General features: G+C 58.2%; 18 protein-coding genes. 10 read left to right on the plus strand and 8 right to left on the minus strand.

Annotated elements, in window-relative coordinates; genetic code table 11:
- Positions 1-79 precede the first annotated feature (79 nt).
- From ACR0DB_RS03380 to pdeM, 10 genes are all read left to right on the plus strand, one after another.
- Positions 80-1315, plus strand: coding sequence for a CpaE/TadZ family protein (locus ACR0DB_RS03380; protein ID WP_170769982.1), 1236 nt, complete (start codon positions 80-82; stop codon positions 1313-1315).
- Between the two features lie 24 nt (positions 1316-1339).
- Positions 1340-2782, plus strand: a complete 1443-nt coding sequence (locus ACR0DB_RS03385; RefSeq protein WP_170769981.1) for a TadA family conjugal transfer-associated ATPase — start codon at positions 1340-1342, stop codon at positions 2780-2782.
- Between the two features lie 12 nt (positions 2783-2794).
- Entirely contained in the window at positions 2795-3763 is a 969-nt protein-coding gene (locus ACR0DB_RS03390; RefSeq protein ID WP_170769980.1) for a type II secretion system F family protein, read from the plus strand.
- A gap of 10 nt (positions 3764-3773) precedes the next feature.
- A complete protein-coding gene (locus ACR0DB_RS03395) occupies positions 3774-4760 on the plus strand; it encodes a type II secretion system F family protein (RefSeq protein ID WP_170769979.1) in 987 nt (328 codons plus the stop codon).
- Between the two features lie 50 nt (positions 4761-4810).
- The gene (locus tag ACR0DB_RS03400; protein WP_237218035.1) at positions 4811-5368 is read left to right on the plus strand and encodes a tetratricopeptide repeat protein; all 558 of its coding nucleotides are present in this window, start codon (positions 4811-4813) and stop codon (positions 5366-5368) included.
- An 11-nt stretch (positions 5369-5379) separates the two neighbouring features.
- Positions 5380-6231, plus strand: a complete 852-nt coding sequence (locus tag ACR0DB_RS03405) for a tetratricopeptide repeat protein (RefSeq protein WP_480548882.1) — start codon at positions 5380-5382, stop codon at positions 6229-6231.
- Positions 6232-6234: 3 nt separating this feature from the next.
- A complete protein-coding gene (locus tag ACR0DB_RS03410; protein WP_170769977.1) occupies positions 6235-6780 on the plus strand; it encodes a prepilin peptidase in 546 nt (181 codons plus the stop codon).
- A 117-nt stretch (positions 6781-6897) separates the two neighbouring features.
- Positions 6898-8205, plus strand: a complete 1308-nt coding sequence (locus tag ACR0DB_RS03415) for an ATPase (RefSeq protein ID WP_170769976.1) — start codon at positions 6898-6900, stop codon at positions 8203-8205.
- A 39-nt stretch (positions 8206-8244) separates the two neighbouring features.
- Positions 8245-10653, plus strand: coding sequence for a ligase-associated DNA damage response DEXH box helicase (locus ACR0DB_RS03420; RefSeq protein ID WP_480548884.1), 2409 nt, complete (start codon positions 8245-8247; stop codon positions 10651-10653).
- Positions 10654-10697: 44 nt separating this feature from the next.
- Positions 10698-11360: a ligase-associated DNA damage response endonuclease PdeM gene (pdeM, locus tag ACR0DB_RS03425; protein WP_480548886.1), complete on the plus strand. Its 663-nt coding sequence runs from the start codon at positions 10698-10700 to the stop codon at positions 11358-11360.
- A 5-nt stretch (positions 11361-11365) separates the two neighbouring features.
- On the opposite strand, the gene ACR0DB_RS03430 is transcribed toward pdeM, so the two are convergent.
- From ACR0DB_RS03430 to ybgF, 8 genes are all read right to left on the minus strand, one after another.
- Complete coding sequence (locus tag ACR0DB_RS03430; protein ID WP_480548888.1) at positions 11366-12103, minus strand: LytTR family DNA-binding domain-containing protein; 738 nt, start codon at positions 12101-12103, stop codon at positions 11366-11368.
- Positions 12104-12303: 200 nt separating this feature from the next.
- A complete protein-coding gene (gene folD / locus ACR0DB_RS03435; protein ID WP_480548890.1) occupies positions 12304-13194 on the minus strand; it encodes a bifunctional methylenetetrahydrofolate dehydrogenase/methenyltetrahydrofolate cyclohydrolase FolD in 891 nt (296 codons plus the stop codon).
- A 51-nt stretch (positions 13195-13245) separates the two neighbouring features.
- On the minus strand, positions 13246-13551 hold the full coding sequence (locus ACR0DB_RS03440; protein ID WP_170769971.1) for a chorismate mutase: 306 nt from the start codon (positions 13549-13551) through the stop codon (positions 13246-13248).
- Between the two features lie 58 nt (positions 13552-13609).
- On the minus strand, positions 13610-15286 hold the full coding sequence (locus ACR0DB_RS03445) for a formate--tetrahydrofolate ligase (RefSeq protein ID WP_480548892.1): 1677 nt from the start codon (positions 15284-15286) through the stop codon (positions 13610-13612).
- A 186-nt stretch (positions 15287-15472) separates the two neighbouring features.
- Complete coding sequence (locus ACR0DB_RS03450) at positions 15473-16048, minus strand: MOSC domain-containing protein (protein ID WP_480548893.1); 576 nt, start codon at positions 16046-16048, stop codon at positions 15473-15475.
- Between the two features lie 91 nt (positions 16049-16139).
- Positions 16140-18056, minus strand: a complete 1917-nt coding sequence (ftsH, locus tag ACR0DB_RS03455; RefSeq protein ID WP_170769968.1) for an ATP-dependent zinc metalloprotease FtsH — start codon at positions 18054-18056, stop codon at positions 16140-16142.
- A gap of 76 nt (positions 18057-18132) precedes the next feature.
- Entirely contained in the window at positions 18133-19380 is a 1248-nt protein-coding gene (tilS, locus tag ACR0DB_RS03460) for a tRNA lysidine(34) synthetase TilS (protein WP_480548896.1), read from the minus strand.
- Complete coding sequence (gene ybgF / locus ACR0DB_RS03465) at positions 19377-20201, minus strand: tol-pal system protein YbgF (protein WP_480548898.1); 825 nt, start codon at positions 20199-20201, stop codon at positions 19377-19379. The genes tilS and ybgF overlap by 4 nt, the downstream gene beginning before the upstream one ends.
- Between the last annotated feature and the right edge of the window lie 2 nt (positions 20202-20203).

Raw genomic sequence — 20203 nt, forward strand, 5'->3', positions numbered from 1 at the left:
GTCGCAGCAGGGCAACAGCCAGCCTGATCGAACGATTGCGTTCGCCGGGATGGCTGCCCTCATGATGAGGATTGGGTTAATGACAAGCGCAACGACGCAAGATGATAACACCGCCATTCTGGCCTGCACGATCAGCAGAGATGTCCAGAATTTCGACTTGCTCATCGAAGATATGGAAGCCGCTCTGGGTGAGCGCTGGGGCGATCTGGGATTTGCGGAAGCACTTGCTTTCTTTGGACAGCCCGAGGCGGACAACCTGGAATTCGTCGCATTGGCCATTGACGGCGAAGACGAGGACAACCTGACCCAGATGGGCGAGATCATCTCGCGCGCTAAAGAAAAGAAAATCAAAGTCGTCCTTATTGCCGAAGATGTGACTCCGGCATCGCTGCATCAGTTGCTGCGCAAGGGCGCGGACGAATTTGTTCCCTACCCTCTTCCCGAAGGCGAACTGCAAGAAGCAATCGCGCGCATGAATCAGCCTGACCCCGTCGTTGTCGCACAACAAGCTGCGGTTCAGCTGACGCAGGGCGAGTCGAAAGAAGGTGCTTTGTTCGTTGTGCATGGGCTGGCTGGCGGCGTCGGATCGACGACAATGGCCGTCAACCTTGCCTGGGAATTGGCAACCGCATCGGACAAGGAAACCCCGAAGGTCTGCCTGTTGGATCTGGATTTGCAGTTCGGCACCGTGTCGACCTATCTGGACCTGCCGCGTCGCGAAACGGTGTTCGAGATGCTGTCAGACACGGATTCGATGGATGACGATGTCTTCTCGCAAGCGCTGCAAAGCTACGAAGACAAGATGCAGGTTCTGACGGCCCCTTCGGACATGGTGCCGCTGGATCTGATCACTCCCGAAGACATCCAGCGCGTGATTGATACCGCGCGCAAGCACTTTGACTATGTGATCGTCGATATGCCGAGTACGCTGGTGCAGTGGTCGGAAACCGTTCTTCAGGCCGCGCATGTGTATTTCGCCCTGATCGAGCTGGATATGCGCTCGGCCCAAAACGCTCTGCGCCTCAAGCGCGCGTTGCAGGCCGAGGAACTGCCCTTCAACAAGCTACGGTTTGCCCTAAACCGGGCCCCGAAATTCACTGATCTAAACGGTAAAAGCCGCGTGAAACGTATGGGCGAAAGCCTGGGTATTTCGATTGATCTGCAACTGCCCGACGGCGGCAAGCCGGTGATGCAAAGCGGCGATCACGGTCTGCCGCTGGCCAATTCGGCAGCAAAGAACCCATTGCGCAAGGAAATCGCAAAACTGGCAAAGTCACTTCACACCCTTGGCAGCAGCAGCGCCGAGGCCGCGTAACATCATCCCAAAGGGGGATCCGACGTGTTTTCAAGATACAAGAAACAGCCCGCCGGACAGCCGGTCGAAGCAATCAAGGCGCAAGCCGCGACACCTGCCCCGGCGCCGGAAAAAGCAGCTTCGGCGACTGCGGTCGCGCGGCGTCCGCTCAAGAAAAAAACCGCCGAGCCGGTCGCAAGTGACAAGGAACGCAAGCGTAAGGAGCGGTTGGGCGAGATCAAGATCGAGTTGCATCGTGAACTGCTTGAGAACCTGAACCTGGCGGCCCTTGAGAATGCGGGCGAAGCCGAACTGCGGGCCGAGATCAGCTCGATCGCCAGCGAGGTTCTGGAAGACAAGAACATCGTGCTCAACCGCGATGACCGTTCGCAACTGAACAAAGAACTATATGACGAAGTCACCGGGCTTGGGCCGCTGGAAACGTTGCTTCAGGACGATACCGTAAACGATATTCTGGTAAACGGCCCTCAACAGATTTTCGTGGAACGTCATGGTAAGCTGGAAATCAGCGACATCACGTTCAAAGATGAAAAGCACCTGATGCGGATCATCGACAAGATCGTGTCCGCCGTGGGTCGTCGTGTGGATGAATCCAACCCGTATGTTGACGCCCGTCTGGCCGATGGTTCGCGTTTCAACGCTATGGTGCCGCCAATTGCGGTGGATGGCTCGCTTGTGTCCATTCGTAAGTTCAAAAAGGACAAGCTGGGCATTGACGACCTGGTCAATTTCGGCGCGTTCACCGAAGAAATGGCGGCCTATTTGCAAGCCGCCGTGTCGACCCGGCTGAACGTGATCGTCTCCGGAGGTACCGGTTCGGGTAAAACCACCACGCTGAACGCCCTGTCCAGCTTTATCGATGACGCCGAGCGTATCCTGACAATCGAGGATACGGCGGAACTTCAGCTGCAACAGACCCATGTGGGCCGGATGGAAAGCCGCCCGCCCAACGTGGAAGGCAAAGGCGAAGTCAGCCCGCGCGACTGTCTGAAAAACGCCCTGCGTATGCGCCCTGACCGCATCATCGTGGGCGAGACGCGTGGCGCCGAGGTGATCGACATGTTGCAGGCCATGAACACAGGCCACGATGGGTCCATGACTACGATCCACGCCAACTCGGCCCGTGACGGGATTTCGCGTCTGGAAAACATGATTGCGATGGCCGGGATCGAAATGCCGATCAAGGCGGTCCGCAGCCAGATCTCAAGCGCTGTGAACCTGATCGTGCAAGCCAGCCGCTTGCAGGATGGCTCGCGCCGAATGACCTCGATCACCGAGATCACAGGTATGGAAGGTGACGTCATATCGATGCAAGAAATATTTAGATTTCAACGTGTTGGGTTGACGCCTGAGAACAAAATCATCGGTCATTTCACCGCCACCGGTGTACGTAGCCACTATTCGGAACGGTTCCGTCTGTGGGGCTTTGACCTGCCTCCGGCGATCTATGAACCGACGACAATGTAAGGAGTTCCCATTATGCAACTGCCGGTCGAGGCCCTTATTTACGTCGTCATTTTCGTCGCCGTATTGGCACTGGTCGAAGGGATCTATCTGGTCGCCTTCGGCAAATCCATCAGCTTAAACAGCCGCGTCAATCGACGTCTGGACATGCTCGATAAAGGTGTCGGGCGCGAACAGGTTCTGGAACAGCTGCGCAAGGAAATGCAGCAGCACATGAAATCCCAGAGCATCCCGCTCTACTCGCTTCTGGCCGACAAGGCGCAGAAGGCGGCGATTGCGTTTTCGCCGCGGCAACTGATCATGATCATGGTCCTGGTGTCGGGCTTTGCCTTCATGGGGTTGAGCATCGGAACCGCAACAGATGTGGTCCTGCGTATTGCGCTCTCAATCGCTATCGGCGTTGGCGGTGTGTATGCATGGGTGAATCACAAGGCCGGCAAGCGCATGGCCATGCTGGAAGAACAATTGCCGGATGCTGTGGAATTGATGGTGCGTTCGCTTCGGGTCGGTAATCCGTTCGTATCCACCATCCAGATTGTGGCGAACGAGGTTCAGGATCCACTTGCAACCGAGTTTGGCGTGATTGCGGACGAATGTGCCTATGGCCGCGACGTGGGCGAGGCCCTGAAGGATCTGGCCGAGCGGCTCGACATGCAGGATCTGCGCTTTCTGTCCGTTGCCGTCGGCATTCAGCAACAATCCGGGGGTAACCTGGCCGAGGTTCTTGCTGGTTTGGCGCTTGTCATTCGATCGCGGTTCCGTCTGTTCCGTCGTGTAAAAGCCATCACGGCCGAGGCGAAATGGTCCGGTAAGTTCCTGTCCGGCTTCCCCGTCTTTTGCCTGGTCTTCATTCTGGTGAAAGACCCTGGATATTATGACGAGGTTCTGGACCATCCCTGGTTTATCCCGGCATGCTTCTTTGTTGGCATCATGCTCACGGTGAACCTGATCGTCATGCGCATTCTCACAAACATTAAGGTCTGAGGAGAACCCCATGGAATTCCTGACCCATATCAACAACTTGATCACAGAACATCTCGGCGAATTCGGCCCGTTGATCATCGTGGGCGCGCTGGGGGTACTAATGATCCTTGTCGCCATTCCGTTGATGATGAATCAGCGTGAAGATCCGCTGAAAAAGTTGCAGCGTTCGCAAGCGGCACCGAAGAAGAGCAAGAAGGACAAGCGCGACAAACTGCGCACCGCAGGCCGCAACGAACAGCTTGAAAAGTTTTCTAGCTTTCTGGAGCCGAAAAATGAAGAAGAACTCTCTGCAATGCAGCTCAAACTGCGTCAGGCGGGGTATCAGTCCAAGGACGCCGTTCGCTTCTTCCACTTTGCGCAATTCGCTCTGGGCATCGTCGGCCTACTGATCGGTATGTCATTGGTAACCGTTTTTGCCGGAGACCAGGAGTTCACCTCGCAACAGATGATCATTCGCGTTTTGATCCCTGCGGCCGCTCTCTACTTCCTGCCCCGCTATTGGATCACCAGACGCGTCGCCGAGCGGCAGGGTGCCATTGAAGCCGGCTTCCCTGACACGTTGGACTTGATGCTGGTTTGTGTTGAGGCCGGCCAATCATTGGACCAGGCCATCGTCCGGGTCGCGTCCGAAATGAAAGCCTCCTACCCTGACATCGCGCAGGAGTTCGAGGTCGTCGCCTACGAGCTGAAGGCTGGTAAGGACAAAGACACTGTTCTGCGTGACTTTGGGACGCGATGCGGGGTGCAGGACGTCAACTCGTTCGTGACTGTGATGATCCAGTCGGCCACTTTCGGGACGTCGATCGCAGACGCTCTGCGGGTTTATGCCAGCGAAATGCGTGACAAACGTGTTATGCGGGCCGAAGAGGCCGCTAACAAGTTGCCAACCAAAATGACACTTGCCACAATGATTTTGACGGTGCCGCCGTTGCTGGTCATTTTGGTCGGTCCTTCGGCAAAAGCTATCTCGGATTTCGCAAACACTGGCAGTGGTTAAAAAAACCGATGAAAAACACAAACAGGGGCGTCTCAAACAGGGTGCGCCGCATGCTGCAGGCCATCATGGTTTTTACCATGGTGGCCTCTTGCACGGAAACGACACAGAGTGACAACCTCACCCCGCCTAGCTTTGATCCGGATGGCGAGGCCGAGGATCCGTTGGTGGTCGCCAATCGCCTGCTGGTATCGGGTGAATATGATCTTGCCTTGGATTCCTTTGCCCGTGCCGCTCTGGATCAGGGTATGACCTCCGAAATCCTGACCGGTATGGGCACTGCAAATCTGGGTCTGAAGCAGTTGAAGCCGGCTGAAACCCTGTTGCGCCGCGCGGTCGAGGAGGACCCTGAATGGTCCGTTGCCTGGAACAATCTGGGCGTTTTGTTGATCGAAAAAGGCGAATATCCTGAGGCCGCTCAGGTCTTTCGGCGCGCCTTCGCGTTGGACAATGGCGAAAGTGACGCAATTCTGGACAATCTGCGCTTAGCTCTCGCAAAAATGGAAAATCCTGTTAATACTACGCCAGAAGAACAAGAATACACACTGGAGCAGCAAGGCGACGGGCAATTCACGCTGCGCAAGCTCCCGGAACCAGAGCCAGAGCAGTAAGGGACGCAAAAATGCGCCAACAATTCTTGATTCCGTCGATGGTTTTGTGTGGGCTGATCCTGTCGGCCTGCGAAAAAGAAACCGAAGAGGAAAAGGTCGAAAAGACGTTTCAGGAAGTAAACGTCATCGACGAGACCAATTTGAACGATGTTCTGCTGACCGCCGCAGACCCGAACGAAGCCGTGACCTATTTCCAGGGCGCAGCCGCAAAGAACCCTGGTCGGATTGATTTGCAGCGCGGTCTGGCCATTTCACTGTCTCGCGCGAAGCGCACCACCGAGGCGAAGGCCGCTTGGAAAAAGGTCACCACCATGAAAGGGTCCGGCAACGTGGACCGTGTGGAGTATGCGGACGCGCTGGTCCGGTCGGGCGATTGGAAGCAGGCCAAGACGGTGCTGGACGGTATTTCGCCAACCTATGAGACATTCAAACGGTATCGCCTGGAGGCGGTTGTCGCGGATTCTCAAAAAGATTGGAACCGCGCGGACCATTTTTATGAAACCGCTGTCGGTTTGACGACCCGTCCCGGAAGCGTGATGAACAATTGGGGCTATTCCAAACTGTCGCGCGGCGATTACGAAGACGCCGAGCGTCTGTTCGCTGAAGCAATTCGTCAGGACCGGACCCTCTTTACCGCCAAGAACAATCTGGTTCTGGCGCGTGCGGCTCAGGGAAACTATGCGATGCCGGTTGTCCCGATGACGCAGGTTGAACGCGCTATGTTGCTGAACACAATGGGGATTTCCGCAGTCAAACAAGGCGATGTTGCCACTGCGAAGAACCTGTTCCGGGAAGCGATTTCCACGCACCCGCAGCACTACGAGGAAGCGGTTCGTTCGCTCCGTGCGCTCGAGGAAGCCTAATTGATGCACATCCCAGCAGAGGCCGCGGCCTGGTTTTTGCCGTTCGTCCTGCCGATCTGTTTTTACGTTGCTTTCACCGACATGCGCGAGATGCTGATCAAGAACCACGCTGTGGTAGCGTTGTTTGGCGTCTTTGTGGTGATCGGTCTGTTTCTACTGCCTCCTTGGTCAATGGAGTGGACGCAGGGGCGGCTGGGGCCAATTGCGATTTCCCTTCCACCTTATATCTGGCAACTTCTGCACGCGCTCGTCTTTCTGGTTTTGGGCATCCTGTTTAATGTCGCCGGGGTCATGGGCGCGGGGGACGCCAAGTTCATCGCGGCGGCTTCTCCGTTTGTGTGGACCGCCGATTTTCGTGCGGTGATCCTGATTTTGATGGCAACTACATTGGCGGCATTTGCCACGCATCGGTTGGCCAAGGCGACCCCCTTAAGGGCCATCGCGCCCGAATGGGAAAGCTGGAACAGGGGCAAGCAATTTCCCATGGGATTTGCGCTTGGCGGTAGCCTCGCCCTTTATCTGATACTGGGAACTGTTTACGGCTCGTAAACTATCATTAACCCGCCTTGTCGATGCCTTGGTACTGCCACAAAGCAAGGCCAGTTTTTCTACCAAGCGGCCCCGTGGGGGCTTTTGGCGTGAATACTGGATGGACGGGCGACGCTCATGAATATGCAGACAACCTCGGTCATGGCCCCTCCTGCCCCCAAAGGGCTGGGTGAAATGCGGCTTCCGATCGTGATGATGCGGGACATTCTGTTGAAAACGATGTTCCGCAAGAACGTAGACACCGTTTCGGAAGTGGCCGAAGCGATTTGCCTGCCCGGTGCGGTAACACAGGAATTGATCGATATCTCACGCGAACAAAAATTGCTTGAGGCGACAGGTACGCTGAACGCCAATAGCGGCAATGAGATGGGTTACCAGTTGACCGATGCCGGTAAGGCGCGGGCGCTGGATGCGCTTAGCCAGTCGGAATACTTTGGCGCGATGCCGGTTCCGCTGGACGTGTACCGCGAACAGGTCAAGCGCCAGTCGATCCGCAATATTCAGGTGACACGCGATCAGCTAACCGGTGCTATGGGCCATCTGGTTCTGCCCGACAGCCTGTTGGATCACCTTGGACCTGCGGTCAGCGCGGGTCGCTCGATCCTGATGTATGGACCGCCGGGCAATGGTAAATCCTCGATTTCGAACGGGATTCGCGATGCGTTGGGGGACAGCGTGTATGTTCCGCGCGCAATCGAATATGCCGGTCAGGTGATCACCGTTTATGACCCGATCGTACACACGGCGATCGAACAAGAGGCTGACGACCCCAACAGCCTTCGCCGCCGCAAACGGTTCGACACCCGCTACGTGCAGTGCGAGCGCCCGACCGTTGTGACCGGTGGTGAACTGTCGCTGAGCATGCTGGACTTGGTCTACAACCCCACCGCACGGACCTATCAGGCCCCGCTGCAGCTGAAATCGACCGGCGGCATCTTTATCGTGGACGACCTTGGCCGTCAGGCCGAGCCACCCCAGGCACTGATCAACCGCTGGATTGTTCCGCTGGAAGAAAGCAAGGATATCCTAGGTCTGCAATCGGGCGAGAAGTTTGAGGTGCCTTTTGACACGCTGGTGATCTTTTCGACCAACTTCCACCCGAATGAGATTTTCGACCAGGCGGCTCTGCGCCGGATCTTCTTTAAGATCAAGATCGACGGCCCGAACCAGGAAAACTTCCTGAAAATCTTCGCCATGGTCGCCCGCAAACGCGGCATGCCGCTGGATGAAGCTGCTTTGGTACATTTGTTGAAGGTCAAATACCCAACCATCAACAATATCTACGCCAATTATCAACCGATCTTCCTGATCGACCAGATGATCTCGATCTGCGAATTCGAAGGCATCCCCTATCAGATGAGCCCCGACCTGATCGACCGCGCCTGGGCCAACATGTTCGTCAAAGAAGAAAAGATCGTTCACTAACCCCTGCCATTCTGACGCCGGGCGGGCCATCATACGGCCATGACGCCGATTCCCGCCCGGATCACCGACTGGTTCACGACCAAAGGCTGGTCGATCCACCCCCACCAACAAGATATGTTCGACCGGGCCATGGACCCGGCAACGTTGCTGATCGCGCCCACGGGTGGCGGCAAGACGATGGCCGGGTTTCTGCCGACATTGGCCGAACTGTCCGAAAGTGCTCCAGAGGGTCTGCATACGATCTATGTCTCGCCGCTCAAGGCGCTGGCGGCGGATATCCGGCGCAACCTGCGGGGCCCAGCGGATGAGATCGGCCTGCCCATCCGTATTGAGGACCGCACAGGTGACACTTCGGCCACGCAGAAGAAACGCCAACGGGTGGACCCTCCGCATATCCTACTAACCACGCCGGAAAGCCTGGCCCTGTTGACCTCATACGAAGACGCGCAACGCATGTTTCACGGGGTACAGCGTGTGATCGTTGATGAGATTCACGCGCTGGCCGAAAGCAAGCGGGGAGATCAGTTGATGCTGGCGCTGGCGCGGCTGCAAACACTCGGCCCGACTATGCGGCGTGTGGGGCTATCTGCTACGGTCGAGGACCCGGACGCCATCGCCCGGTTTCTGGCCCGGCACCCCGACCCCTGCCAAATCGTACAGGCTGACCCCGGACCAGACCCCGACATTCAGATGCTTGAAACTCAGGAGCTGCCGCCGTGGTCCGGCGGCGGGGCCGCCTATGCCATTCCTGCGGTTCTGAAACAGATCAAAGAGCACAAAACAACGCTCATCTTTCACAATACCCGCGCGCAGGCCGAGGTTTTCTTTCATAACCTGTGGCTCGCCAATGACGACGCCCTGCCCATTGGCATCCACCACGGCAGTCTGGATCGGCAACAGCGTGAACGGGTCGAGGCCGCAATGGTGCGGGGCGATTTGCGCGCGATTGTGTGTACCGGTTCGTTGGATCTGGGCATCGACTGGGGCGACGTGGACCTTGTGATCCAGATCGGTGCGCCCAAGAATGTCAAACGTCTGGTTCAGCGGATCGGGCGCGCCAATCACCGCTACAACGCGCCCTCGAAGGCTCTGCTGGTGCCCGCAAACCGGTTCGAGGTGGTGGAATGCGTCGCAGCACTCGAAGCTGCACGAGCCCATGATTTGGACGGGGAACCTCGCGGCGCAGGGCCTCGCGATGTGCTGTGTCAGCATATCCTGATCGCGGCGGCGGCAGGCCCGTTTGATGCGGATGCGCTTTATTCGGAAATGGTGGCCGCCGGACCGTTCGCCGATCTGTCCCGCCCGCAATTCAATGATTGTCTGGAGTTCTGCGCCACCGGAGGATACGCCCTGCGCGCTTATGACCGTTGGCAGCGGCTGCAACAACGCCCCGATGGCATGTGGCAGTTGCGCGATCCACGCGCGGCGCAACGTATCCGTATGAACTTGGGAACTATTCAGGACACCGACACGCTGAAAGTTCGGCTGAAACGCAATCGCGGCGGCAAACCGCTGGGCGAGGTTGAAGAGGCCTTTGCCGCCACGCTCACCCCCGGTGACACGTTTCTGATCGGTGGTCAGATCGTGCGTTATGAAGGGCTGCGCGAGATGACGGTTGAGGTCAGCCGACGCGCGGATCGCAAGCCAAAAGTCGCTGTGTTCTCGGGCACGAAATTCGCCACCTCGACGCAGCTGAGCGACCGTATTCTGCGCATGTTTGCACAACCGGACTGGCCACAACTGCCCGCACATACGGCCGAGTGGCTGGCCCTGCAACGGCAGGTTTCACGCCTTCCTGGTCGTGAGAGGCTGCTGATCGAAAGCTTCCCCTCGGATGGGCGCGAACATCTGTGTGTTTACGGGTTTGCCGGGCGCAATGCACAGCAAACGCTGGGTCTGTTGCTGACCAAACGGATGGAGGAAACCGGCCTTGCGCCGCTGGGGTTTGTCGCCACCGACTATGCCACCCTGATCTGGGGGTTGGACGCCGTCACCGACCCGCGCCCCCTGTTTCAGGCCGAGACGCTGCGCGATGGGTTGGACACGTGGCTGGCGGGCAATGCCGTGATGAAACGCACCTTCCGCAGTTCGGCGACCATTGCGGGACTGATCGAGCGCAACACCGGCGGGCAGCGCAAAAGCGGGCGGCAGGCGACGTTTTCCTCGGACATTCTGTATGACACGTTGCTAAAATACGACCCCGCCCACCTGCTGATGCAGATCACCCGCGAAGAGGCGATGCGAGGTCTGGTCGACTTTGGCCGGATCGAGGACATGATTGCCCGGATTGGCGACCGCATCGACCTGTTGCGGTTGGATCGCGTCTCACCACTGGCCGCGCCCCTGTTCCTTGAAGTTGGCAAAGTCCCCGTCAAAGGCGCCGCCGAGGAGCGACTTTTGGCCGAAGAAAGCGCGCGGCTGTTGCAAGAAGCAGGGTTGGCACCATAGCGAATCCGCTTGCAGCGCCGCAGAAAACCCGCAAAGAACGTATCATGAACGATCTGACATTCACCTTTGCCGAGCACACGCTGCGCGCTTTGGGCAGCGGGGCGCTTTGGTGGCCCGATCAAAGCCTGCTTTGCGTGTCTGACCTGCATCTGGGCAAGTCAGAGCGTCTGGCGCGCCGATCCGGCCTGACCCTGCCGCCCTATGAAAACCGGGACACCTTGGCGCGGCTTTCCTCGGACATTGCCCACACGCAGGCCGAGACGGTAATTTGCTTAGGAGACAGCTTTGACGACCTGGACTCGACGCAGGGCCTGAACGAAGCCGAAAGGTTGCAGATCGCAGCCTTGCAAGCCGGTCGCCGCTGGATTTGGATCGAAGGCAATCACGACCCCGGACCGGTCGATCTGGGCGGCGCGCATCTGGCCGAGCATTCAGTTTCGGGCCTGACCTTTCGCCACATCGCGCACCCTGACGAAAGGGCCGAAATCTCGGGTCACTACCATCCCAAGGTGCGGCTGAAGCTGCGAGGACGATCAATCTCGCGCCCCGCCTTTCTGCTGGATGAACGCCGCCTGATCCTGCCCGCCTATGGCACCTATACCGGCGGTCTTCGCAGCACACAGGCTGCTGTGTCCGAACTAATGGGGGTTGACGCAATGGCCATTTTGATCGGAACGCACCCCCAAATGGTCCCTATGCCGAGATAGCGAATTCAGACAATCCCTTGCTCTTCAAGCATGGGCTTGTACTTGCGGCTGATCGGAACCAAATCGCCATTTTCAAGCCGCAGAAACGTCTTGCCACCATGTTTTTCGACCCCAGAGATGGCGCTGCCAACCACCCAATGCGACCGATGGGTACAATACCCAAGGACAGGTTCCATCTCGTCAATCGCATCTGAAAGTCGTGACCGGATGGTAAATGTACCCTCTGATGTCACGACATCCACGGAATGGTCCTGCACCGTCAGTCGGTAGATCTGTCCGGTAAACCCCTTGGGCAAGCGTCGGGTCAGACGGGGTTGAACAGCAATCTCTCCCGGTGCCTCGGGCATTGGGCTGCGCGTAATCAATAGCCCGGTCGCGAACAAAGCCCCATAGGAGGCAACCGGCAAAAATCCGGGCGACTGGGCTCCCTGCGCGGCGAAGAGCAGCCAGACCATCACCCATAAGCAGGGAAGGAACAGCACCAATATTACCGGAATTACCGCCAGATCACGCCGCGACAATTCCAACTTTCTGAACCAGTTGCAACTGATCCTCCGCGCAGCCCATGTTGCCGCGATCGCCAAAGCCGTGACACCGGACCAGAACACCAGACGCGACAGGAATGGCAGGCTTAGTTCAGGGAAAGGTTGGAGCGCAAAAGCCAACAAAGGCAGAAAGACGAAACCCGCGATCACTCGGCGCAAAGTAAACTCGGCCAGAATTGAGTTCAGTATGGTCTTCATATTGGCTCTGCAAATCCCCCCGACCCCGGCCAATCCATCGACCTAGGTCGTAACCAGCTGGGATTACTGATTTATCACCGTTTCCTTCCACGTAAAAGCCTGACCGTGCAAATTTAATATTTCCACAATGAATCGCAAAAGAGGCCGAAGAGTCGATGAACTCCACGGCCTTTTCTATTCGCCCTGAGTAAAAATTCAGGTCAGGCCGTCAGCCCCTCGGGCTCGGGCAGGCCATTCGCGCGGCAGCACGCTGTCAGAGTGTTGGCCAGCAGGCAGGCGATGGTCATCGGACCTACGCCACCCGGAACCGGCGTGATCGCGCCTGCGCGCTCGGCGGCGCTGGCGTAGTCGACGTCTCCGACCAGCTTGTTCTTGCCGTCACGCTCAATGCGGTTGATGCCCACGTCGATCACGGTTGCACCTTCTTTGATCCAGTCGCCGGGAACCATCTCGGGGCGGCCCACAGCGGCGACAACGATATCGGCGCGGCGCACAACGTCCGGCAAGTCTTTGGTGCGGCTATGCGCGACGGTCACGGTGCAGCTATCGCCCAGCAGCAGTTGCGCCATCGGCTTGCCCACGATGTTCGAGCGGCCAATCACAACCGCATCCATGCCCGACAAAGAGCCGTGGTGGTCACGCAGCATCATCAGGCAGCCCAGCGGGGTGCAGGGCACCATTGATTTCTGGCCCGTGCCCAACAGACCCACGTTCGAGATGTGAAAGCCATCCACATCCTTGGCCGGGTCGATCGAGTTGATCACCAGATCTTCGTTCAGGTGCTTGGGCAGCGGCAGCTGCACCAGAATGCCGTGCACGGCCGGATCGTTGTTTAGCTTGTCGATCAGTGCCAGCAGGTCTTCTTCCGAGGTCTCGGCGTCCAGCTTGTGCTCGTACGAGTTCATGCCGACCTCGACGGTCTGCTTGCCCTTTGAGCGGACATAAACCTGGCTGGCCGGATCCTCGCCCACCAGAACCACGGCCAGACCGGGCGTGATACCGTTTTCCTCTTTCAGCTTTGCAACCTGATCAGCCACTTGTGCACGCACATTCGCTGCAAAGGCCTTACCGTCGATAACCTGGGCTACCATCCTGTGATCCCTTCTTTCCAAAAACGGATCGGGCGCAAAGCGCCCGGTCATTCATTCCGGCCCAAGAACGCGCTCCTCACGCGCAATCGACCAGTCAATCAAAATGCGCCACAACTGCTCGGCCAGATCAGGATCCATACCCAACGCATCCGAGCTGTCGCGCACCCGCTGCACCACTTCTTCAACACGATCCGGGATACGGGCTGGCAGCCCTTCGGCCGGTTTAAGCTGCGTGGCGCGGTCGATGTAACCTGCGCGCGTCACCAACATCTCGATCAGTTGGCGGTCCAGCTTATCGATCTGAACCCGCAATTCCTGCATAGAATGACAGTCTTGCGGAGGTGTCAGAGTGGGCATAGCGATCTCCTCATGGACCGGGGATATCCCCGGACCATGAGATGGTTCAAAAACCGGCTTAGAACAAGCCTTCGATCTCACCTGCGTCGTTAAGGCAGATGGTTTCCGCAGCAGGTTTACGCGGCAGGCCAGGCATCGTCATGATCTCACCACAGACAACCACGATGAAGCCGGCACCAGCGGACAGGCGGACTTCACGCACCGGAACCGAGTGGCCGGTGGGTGCACCGCGCAGGGTCGGATCCGTTGAGAACGAGTACTGGGTTTTCGCCATGCATACCGGCAGGTTGCCGTAGCCAGCTTCTTCCCACTCGCGCAGCTGGTTTCGGATTTTGTTGTCGGCCAGAACTTCATCAGCGCGGTAGATGCGCTTGGCGATGGTTTCGACCTTCTCAAACAGCGGCATGTCGTCGGGGTAGATCGGCGCGAAGTTTGCGGAACCGCCTTCGACGATTTCGACGACTTTCTCGGCCAGCGGCGCCGAGCCTTCCGAGCCCAGTTCCCAGTGACGCGACAGGACAGCTTCAACGCCGTGCTCACCGCAATAGTCTTTCACGGCCTGCACTTCGGCGTCGGTGTCGGTGACGAAGTGGTTGATGGCGACGACGACCGGAACACCGAAGGATTTCACGTTCTCGATGTGACGGCCCAGGTTGGCGCAGCCGGACTGAACCGCGTCGACGTTTTCGGCACCCAGATCGGCCTTGGCAACGCCGCCGTTCATCTTCATAGCGCGCACGGTGGCAACCAGCACCACTGCCGACGGAGCAATGCCCGCCTTGCGGCACTTGATGTTCATGAACTTCTCGGCACCCAGGTCGGCCCCGAAGCCTGCTTCGGTCACGACATAGTCAGCAACTTTCAGCGCGGTCTTGGTCGCAATGACCGAGTTACAGCCGTGTGCGATGTTTGCGAACGGACCACCATGGACGAAGGCCGGGTTGTTTTCCAGCGTCTGCACCAGGTTCGGCTGCATTGCGTCTTTCAGCAGAACGGTCATTGCGCCTTCGGCTTTGATGTCGCGGCAATAGACCGGGGTCTTGTCGCGGCGGTAAGCAACGATGATGTCGCCCAGGCGCTTTTCCAGGTCTTTCAGGTCGTTGGCCAGGCACAGGATCGCCATAACTTCCGACGCCACGGTGATGTCAAAGCCAGCTTCACGCGGGAAACCGTTCGACACGCCGCCCAGCGAGGCGGTGATCTGACGCAGAGCGCGGTCGTTCATGTCGACCACACGACGCCATGCAACGCGACGGATGTCGATGTCACACTCGTTGCCCCAATAGATGTGGTTGTCGATCATCGCCGACAGCAGCGAGTGGGCCGAGGTGATGGCGTGGAAGTCACCGGTGAAGTGCAGGTTCATTTCCTCCATCGGAACAACCTGCGCGTAACCGCCACCTGCAGCGCCGCCCTTCATGCCGAAGTTCGGGCCAAGCGAGGCTTCGCGGATACAGATCATCGCGTTTTTGCCGATGCGGTTCAGGCCGTCGCCCAGACCCACGGTGGTGGTGGTCTTGCCTTCACCCGCAGGGGTCGGGTTGATCGCGGTGACAAGGATCAGCTTGCCGTCTTCACGGTCCTGAACCGAGTTGATGAAGTCCTGGCTGACCTTTGCCTTGTCGTGGCCATAAGGCAGCAGATCGGCGGATTCGATGCCGATCTTGGCACCGATTTCCTGAATCGGTTTCTTATTCGCTTCGCGGGCGATTTCGATGTCGGATTTGTAGCTCATTGGGCAAGATCCCTGATTGAATGCCTTGCAAACCGGCGCAAATAGCCCGGTGCTGATCAATCCATACAATTGTGTACCAAAGCGATGGATATGGATTCCGACATAATCACGCCGTGAAACGGCGTAGCGTCACTTAGGGGGTCGCGTAACGTAAGCTTGATCGTTTCCCATCGGAAATCCTGTGTCTTAAGGTGCCCAAGCGCGCTGATCGGGGACGAACAGCTTTAGCTGGTCACCCAGATGTAGCGCTCCGGGCCTTTCAACCCATGCAGTCACCCCACGCCGCCCCTTGGCTGCGGGCTTGAACGCGGCACCATGGCCGGGCAAATCGGCCTCGACCTCGCGGCCGGGAATCACGCAAGGGCGGTTTTCCATATCCACCGTGATCGTTACTCCATCCGGCCCCTGCAGACGCGACGAAGGCGGGATATGGGTAAAGTCAGGAATACCGCGCAACAGGATGCTGACCCCCAGGTAGGACGCGTCCAGCGTTTCAAGCCCCATCTCGGTAGCGGTTGCCTGCATCTCCTCTTCAGACAGCACCGAGAGTTGCCGCACATTTCGGATTTCTGTGCCTTTAGGGTAGAGGTTCGTCATCCGCACACATGAAGCGCGGTTTTCGCCCTCATGCCGCTCTCCGGCGACACCTGCAAAACCCAGCGACAAAGCGGGTACGGAGTCGGCACGGATGGACTGACCAGCCGATACATGGCCCAACCAGACCACTTCGCCCATGAATTCCGTTTCGCGCATGACAGGCATAATCATCCCCTTTACAGCGTTTCACTGGCACTAGACGGCAGGCACGTCGGAAAGAAAAGAAAAACCCGAGCCTTAGCTCGGGTTTTTGCCGTCACGCGGTCGGTTCTGGCTCCATCCCGCCATCGGGCGGAGTTTTCTTAACCTTGGTCTTCGGAATGGCCGTAACGCTGGGCGCGTTGCCCTCGTCAGGGCTATCGCCTTCGTCGTCACCTTCGGTCGGAGAGTCGCCGTTCATCACGCGCTTGATCTCGTCACCGGTCAGGGTCTCGTATTCCAGCAGGCCTTGCGCCAAGCGTTCCCATTCTTCGTTTTTGTCGGTCAGAATCTTGTGGGCACGCTCATAGCCTTGCTGGATCAGGCGCTTCACCTCTTCCTCGATCAGCTCTTTGGTATGGGCAGAAACCGAGAAACCAGCAGTGTTGCCCTGATAGCCTTCATGCGCCTCGGCATAGTCGATATTGCCGACTTTGTCCGACATGCCCCAGCGCATCACCATCGCACGCGCCAATTGGCTGGCCTGCATGATATCGCCAGCGGGACCGTTCGACACATGATCCTCACCGTATTTGATGACTTCGGCGGCCTTACCGGCCATGGTCATGGCCAGCTTTTGTTCGCACTCATCTCGGTGATAGTTCAAGCGGTCCATTTCGGGCAGTGAGACCACCATACCCAATGCACCACCGCGCGGGATGATCGTGGCCTTGTAAACCGGATCGCACAGCGGCAATTCCAGACCGACCACAGCGTGACCAGCCTCGTGATACGCTGTCTTTTCCTTCTGGTCTTGCGTCAGCACCATACTGCGGCGCTCAGCCCCCATCATCACCTTGTCTTTGGCGTTCTCGAAATCTTCCATGGTGACAAAGCGGCGACCAACACGCGCGGCCATCAACGCGGCCTCATTCACAAGGTTCGCCAGATCAGCACCCGAAAAACCGGGCGTACCGCGTGCGATGATGCGCAGATCGACATCAGGGCCCAGAGGTGTCTTGCGTGCGTGAACGCCCAAGATTTTCTCGCGGCCTTTGATGTCCGGGTTGCCGACGGTCACGTTGCGGTCAAACCGGCCCGGACGCAGCAGCGCGGGGTCCAAAACGTCCTTGCGGTTGGTGGCCGCCAGAATGATCACGCCTTCATTGGCCTCGAACCCGTCCATCTCGACCAGCAACTGGTTGAGCGTTTGTTCCCGTTCATCGTTGCCACCGCCATAACCGGCACCACGGTGGCGGCCTACGGCATCAATCTCGTCGATGAACACGATACAGGGCGCGTTTTTCTTGGCCTGTTCGAACATGTCGCGCACACGCGATGCACCGACACCCACGAACATCTCGACAAAGTCCGATCCTGAGATTGTGAAGAAGGGCACGCCTGCCTCACCTGCAATCGCACGGGCCAGAAGTGTCTTACCAGTACCCGGAGGGCCGACCAGCAAAGCGCCTTTCGGAATCTTGCCGCCCAGACGGCTGAATTTCTGCGGGTTGCGCAGGAATTCGACGATCTCCTCCAGCTCTTCCTTGGCCTCGTCGATACCGGCGACGTCGTCAAAGGTCACTCGGCCATGCTTTTCGGTCAGCATCTTGGCCTTGGACTTGCCAAAACCCATCGCGCCACCTTTACCGCCGCCTTGCATCCGGTTCATGAAATAGACCCAGACACCGATCAGCAGCAGGAAGGGCAGCAATGTGATCAGGAACGACTGAAAGCCCGACTGCTGCTGTTTTTCCGCCCGCACCGGGATGTTCTCGTCGATCAACAGCTTGGTGACTTCGGCATCGGCGGGTTTGATGGTGACATAGCTGGCACCACTTTGCGTGGTGTAGCGAATCTGTTCGCCATCCAGCGTAACATTCTTGACCTCGCCGCTTTCAACGGCTGTGACGAAATCGGAATAAGTTCTTTCATTGCTCTGAAGCGTTCCACCCGGTCCGCTGAACAGATTGAACAGTGCTAGGATCAGTAAAAACAGAACGACCCAGAAGGCGATGTTACGAGCGTTGCCCAAGGAAAATCTCCCAAAAGATTTCGGCAGATGGGGGTCTGCCGGGTTGCCCTATAAAATAGAGATGATTCAAGCAGGTTCAATGCGATAAAAAAGAAGAGTGCAACTCGGGCACTTCTGACGCCAATTCCGCCCGCCATCCATTGGAAAAACCCGCCAAAGGCGCCGACAGCAGCGTGTCTTCTGCCCAAATCGCGGGCGATGCCACAAGCGCCGCGCGCGGTTTTCCCAAAGCACGCCAGTCGGGCAACTGCCGCAGCCCAGCCTCTGCCAATGGGCGGACTTGCGCGTCTGATCTTTGCGGACCGGTCAAGATCCAGCGGCTATCCCACAAATCGCCCGGCTTGGAAAGTTGTACGGAAATCGCCCCTAGTTCCCTGCAAATCCACGTGTTCTCGTCCTTGGCAACCACCATACATCCCCCGATTGTGGTTGTTTCTGCTTGGCGCAAAGCCGACAGAGCCTGTTCGACCGCCATCTGCCGCGGCGGATAGCCTGCACCCGCGATCCATTGGATACTGCCCACCAACAGACGCCGTTGGATTTCGCTGGGCAGCGCGACAAAGCCCGCGCGATCAACGCAGATGTCGCCCGTCTCAGCCCGCAGAACCCGACGCGCGGTTTCCTGCGTAAACACGTCCAAAGCCTCGCGCGCTTGTGCAAGGTTGTCAGCCACCCGGCTGAGGGATCGGGCGGTTATGCCGATATCATCCAACCCTGCCAGAGCCTCGCGCGCCTTGATCCGATCAAAGCGCAGGTCGTGATTCGAAGGGTCTTCTATCCAGTCCAACCCGTGTGCATTCAGGTAGTCGCGCAACTCCTGTCGGGTGACATCCAAAAGCGGTCTGAGCAGTTGAACCCCGTTCAGCTCGCGCGCAGCAGGCATCCCAGACAGGCCTGTGACGCCGGACGCGCGACCAAGCCGCAGCAGGACGGTTTCGGCCTGATCGTCGGCAGTGTGACCAAGTGCGATAGCGGGTACATCATTGCGCCGGGCCCAGTCGGTCAGCAACCTGTACCGGGCCTGCCGCGCTTGATCCTGCAAGTTGCCGCTGCCATCCCATCCGGTCCACCGCAACACTTCATGAGCCAATCCCATGTCTCGGGCCATTTCGGCAACCCGATCGGCTTCAGTGCGAGATTCAGGGCGCAATCCATGATCCACCGTTGCAACGTACAGCGAAACGCCCTGCGCGTTCTCCGCAAGAAGGTGCAGCAAAGCGACCGAGTCGCCGCCGCCTGAAACTGCAACCCCCAAGCGGGCAGGAAGTTGCGCGGGCAGTCGCCTGCGCAACGCATCCTTCAACTTGTCGGGGAATGTGGTCAAGAACAGCCCAGCGACGCCATTTCCTGTGTCGCGCTAGAGGCCGCTGGGGATGCCGGGAACCGCACCCCAACCTCGCTGAGTGTGATACAGGCCTGATCGGTTTGTCCCAGTCGACCCAAGGCCGAGCCGAGCTCAAACAAAGCCTCGGGCGCAAAAGTCCCCTCGGAATCACCGGTGAAACTGGCCAGAAAGGCACGCGCCGCTTCGCGTGTGTCGCCCAACCCTTCCAGCGCTTGCCCGCGCTTCAGGTTGGCTTCGGGCGCAAGAGGGCTGCCGGGATATGAGGTATCAAAGCTTGCAAACTGGTCGGCTGCGGCCTGAAAATTGCCCTCGGCCAGCGCTTGCGCGGCAGCGTCGAAATCCGCGCGTTCACCTATCGCCAATTCACCCTGATCAATCGCCGTGGGCGCAGCGGGTGTTGTCGGAGCAGCCGCCGTAATCTGCGTCTCCCCCCCAAGGGTTGAGGTTTCGCCCAGCGTGCTCAGATCGCCGCCTTCCAACTCAACCAAACGGAACTCCAGATCGCCGATGCGGTTGGTGCCGTCGGTGACGATATTCTGCACCCGCTGGTTCAACTGCTCGGTCTGACGGGTCAGGCGCTGCAACTCGGCCTCAATCGCACCGACACGTTCAAGAATCGAACTGCCCGATAGGTTGGGTGACGGAGATCCCGTCGTCGAAAACTCACGTTTCAAACGCTGGATCTCCACATGCAGCACGGTCAGTTCCTGCCGAATATCGGCCAGGGTCTGCTGATCCTGTGCTTGTGCCACCCCGGCGGTCGCCAGAACCGCGGCCAGAACCCATCCTGCAACTTTCATCA

This window comes from Ruegeria sp. AB6, assembly GCF_056542685.1.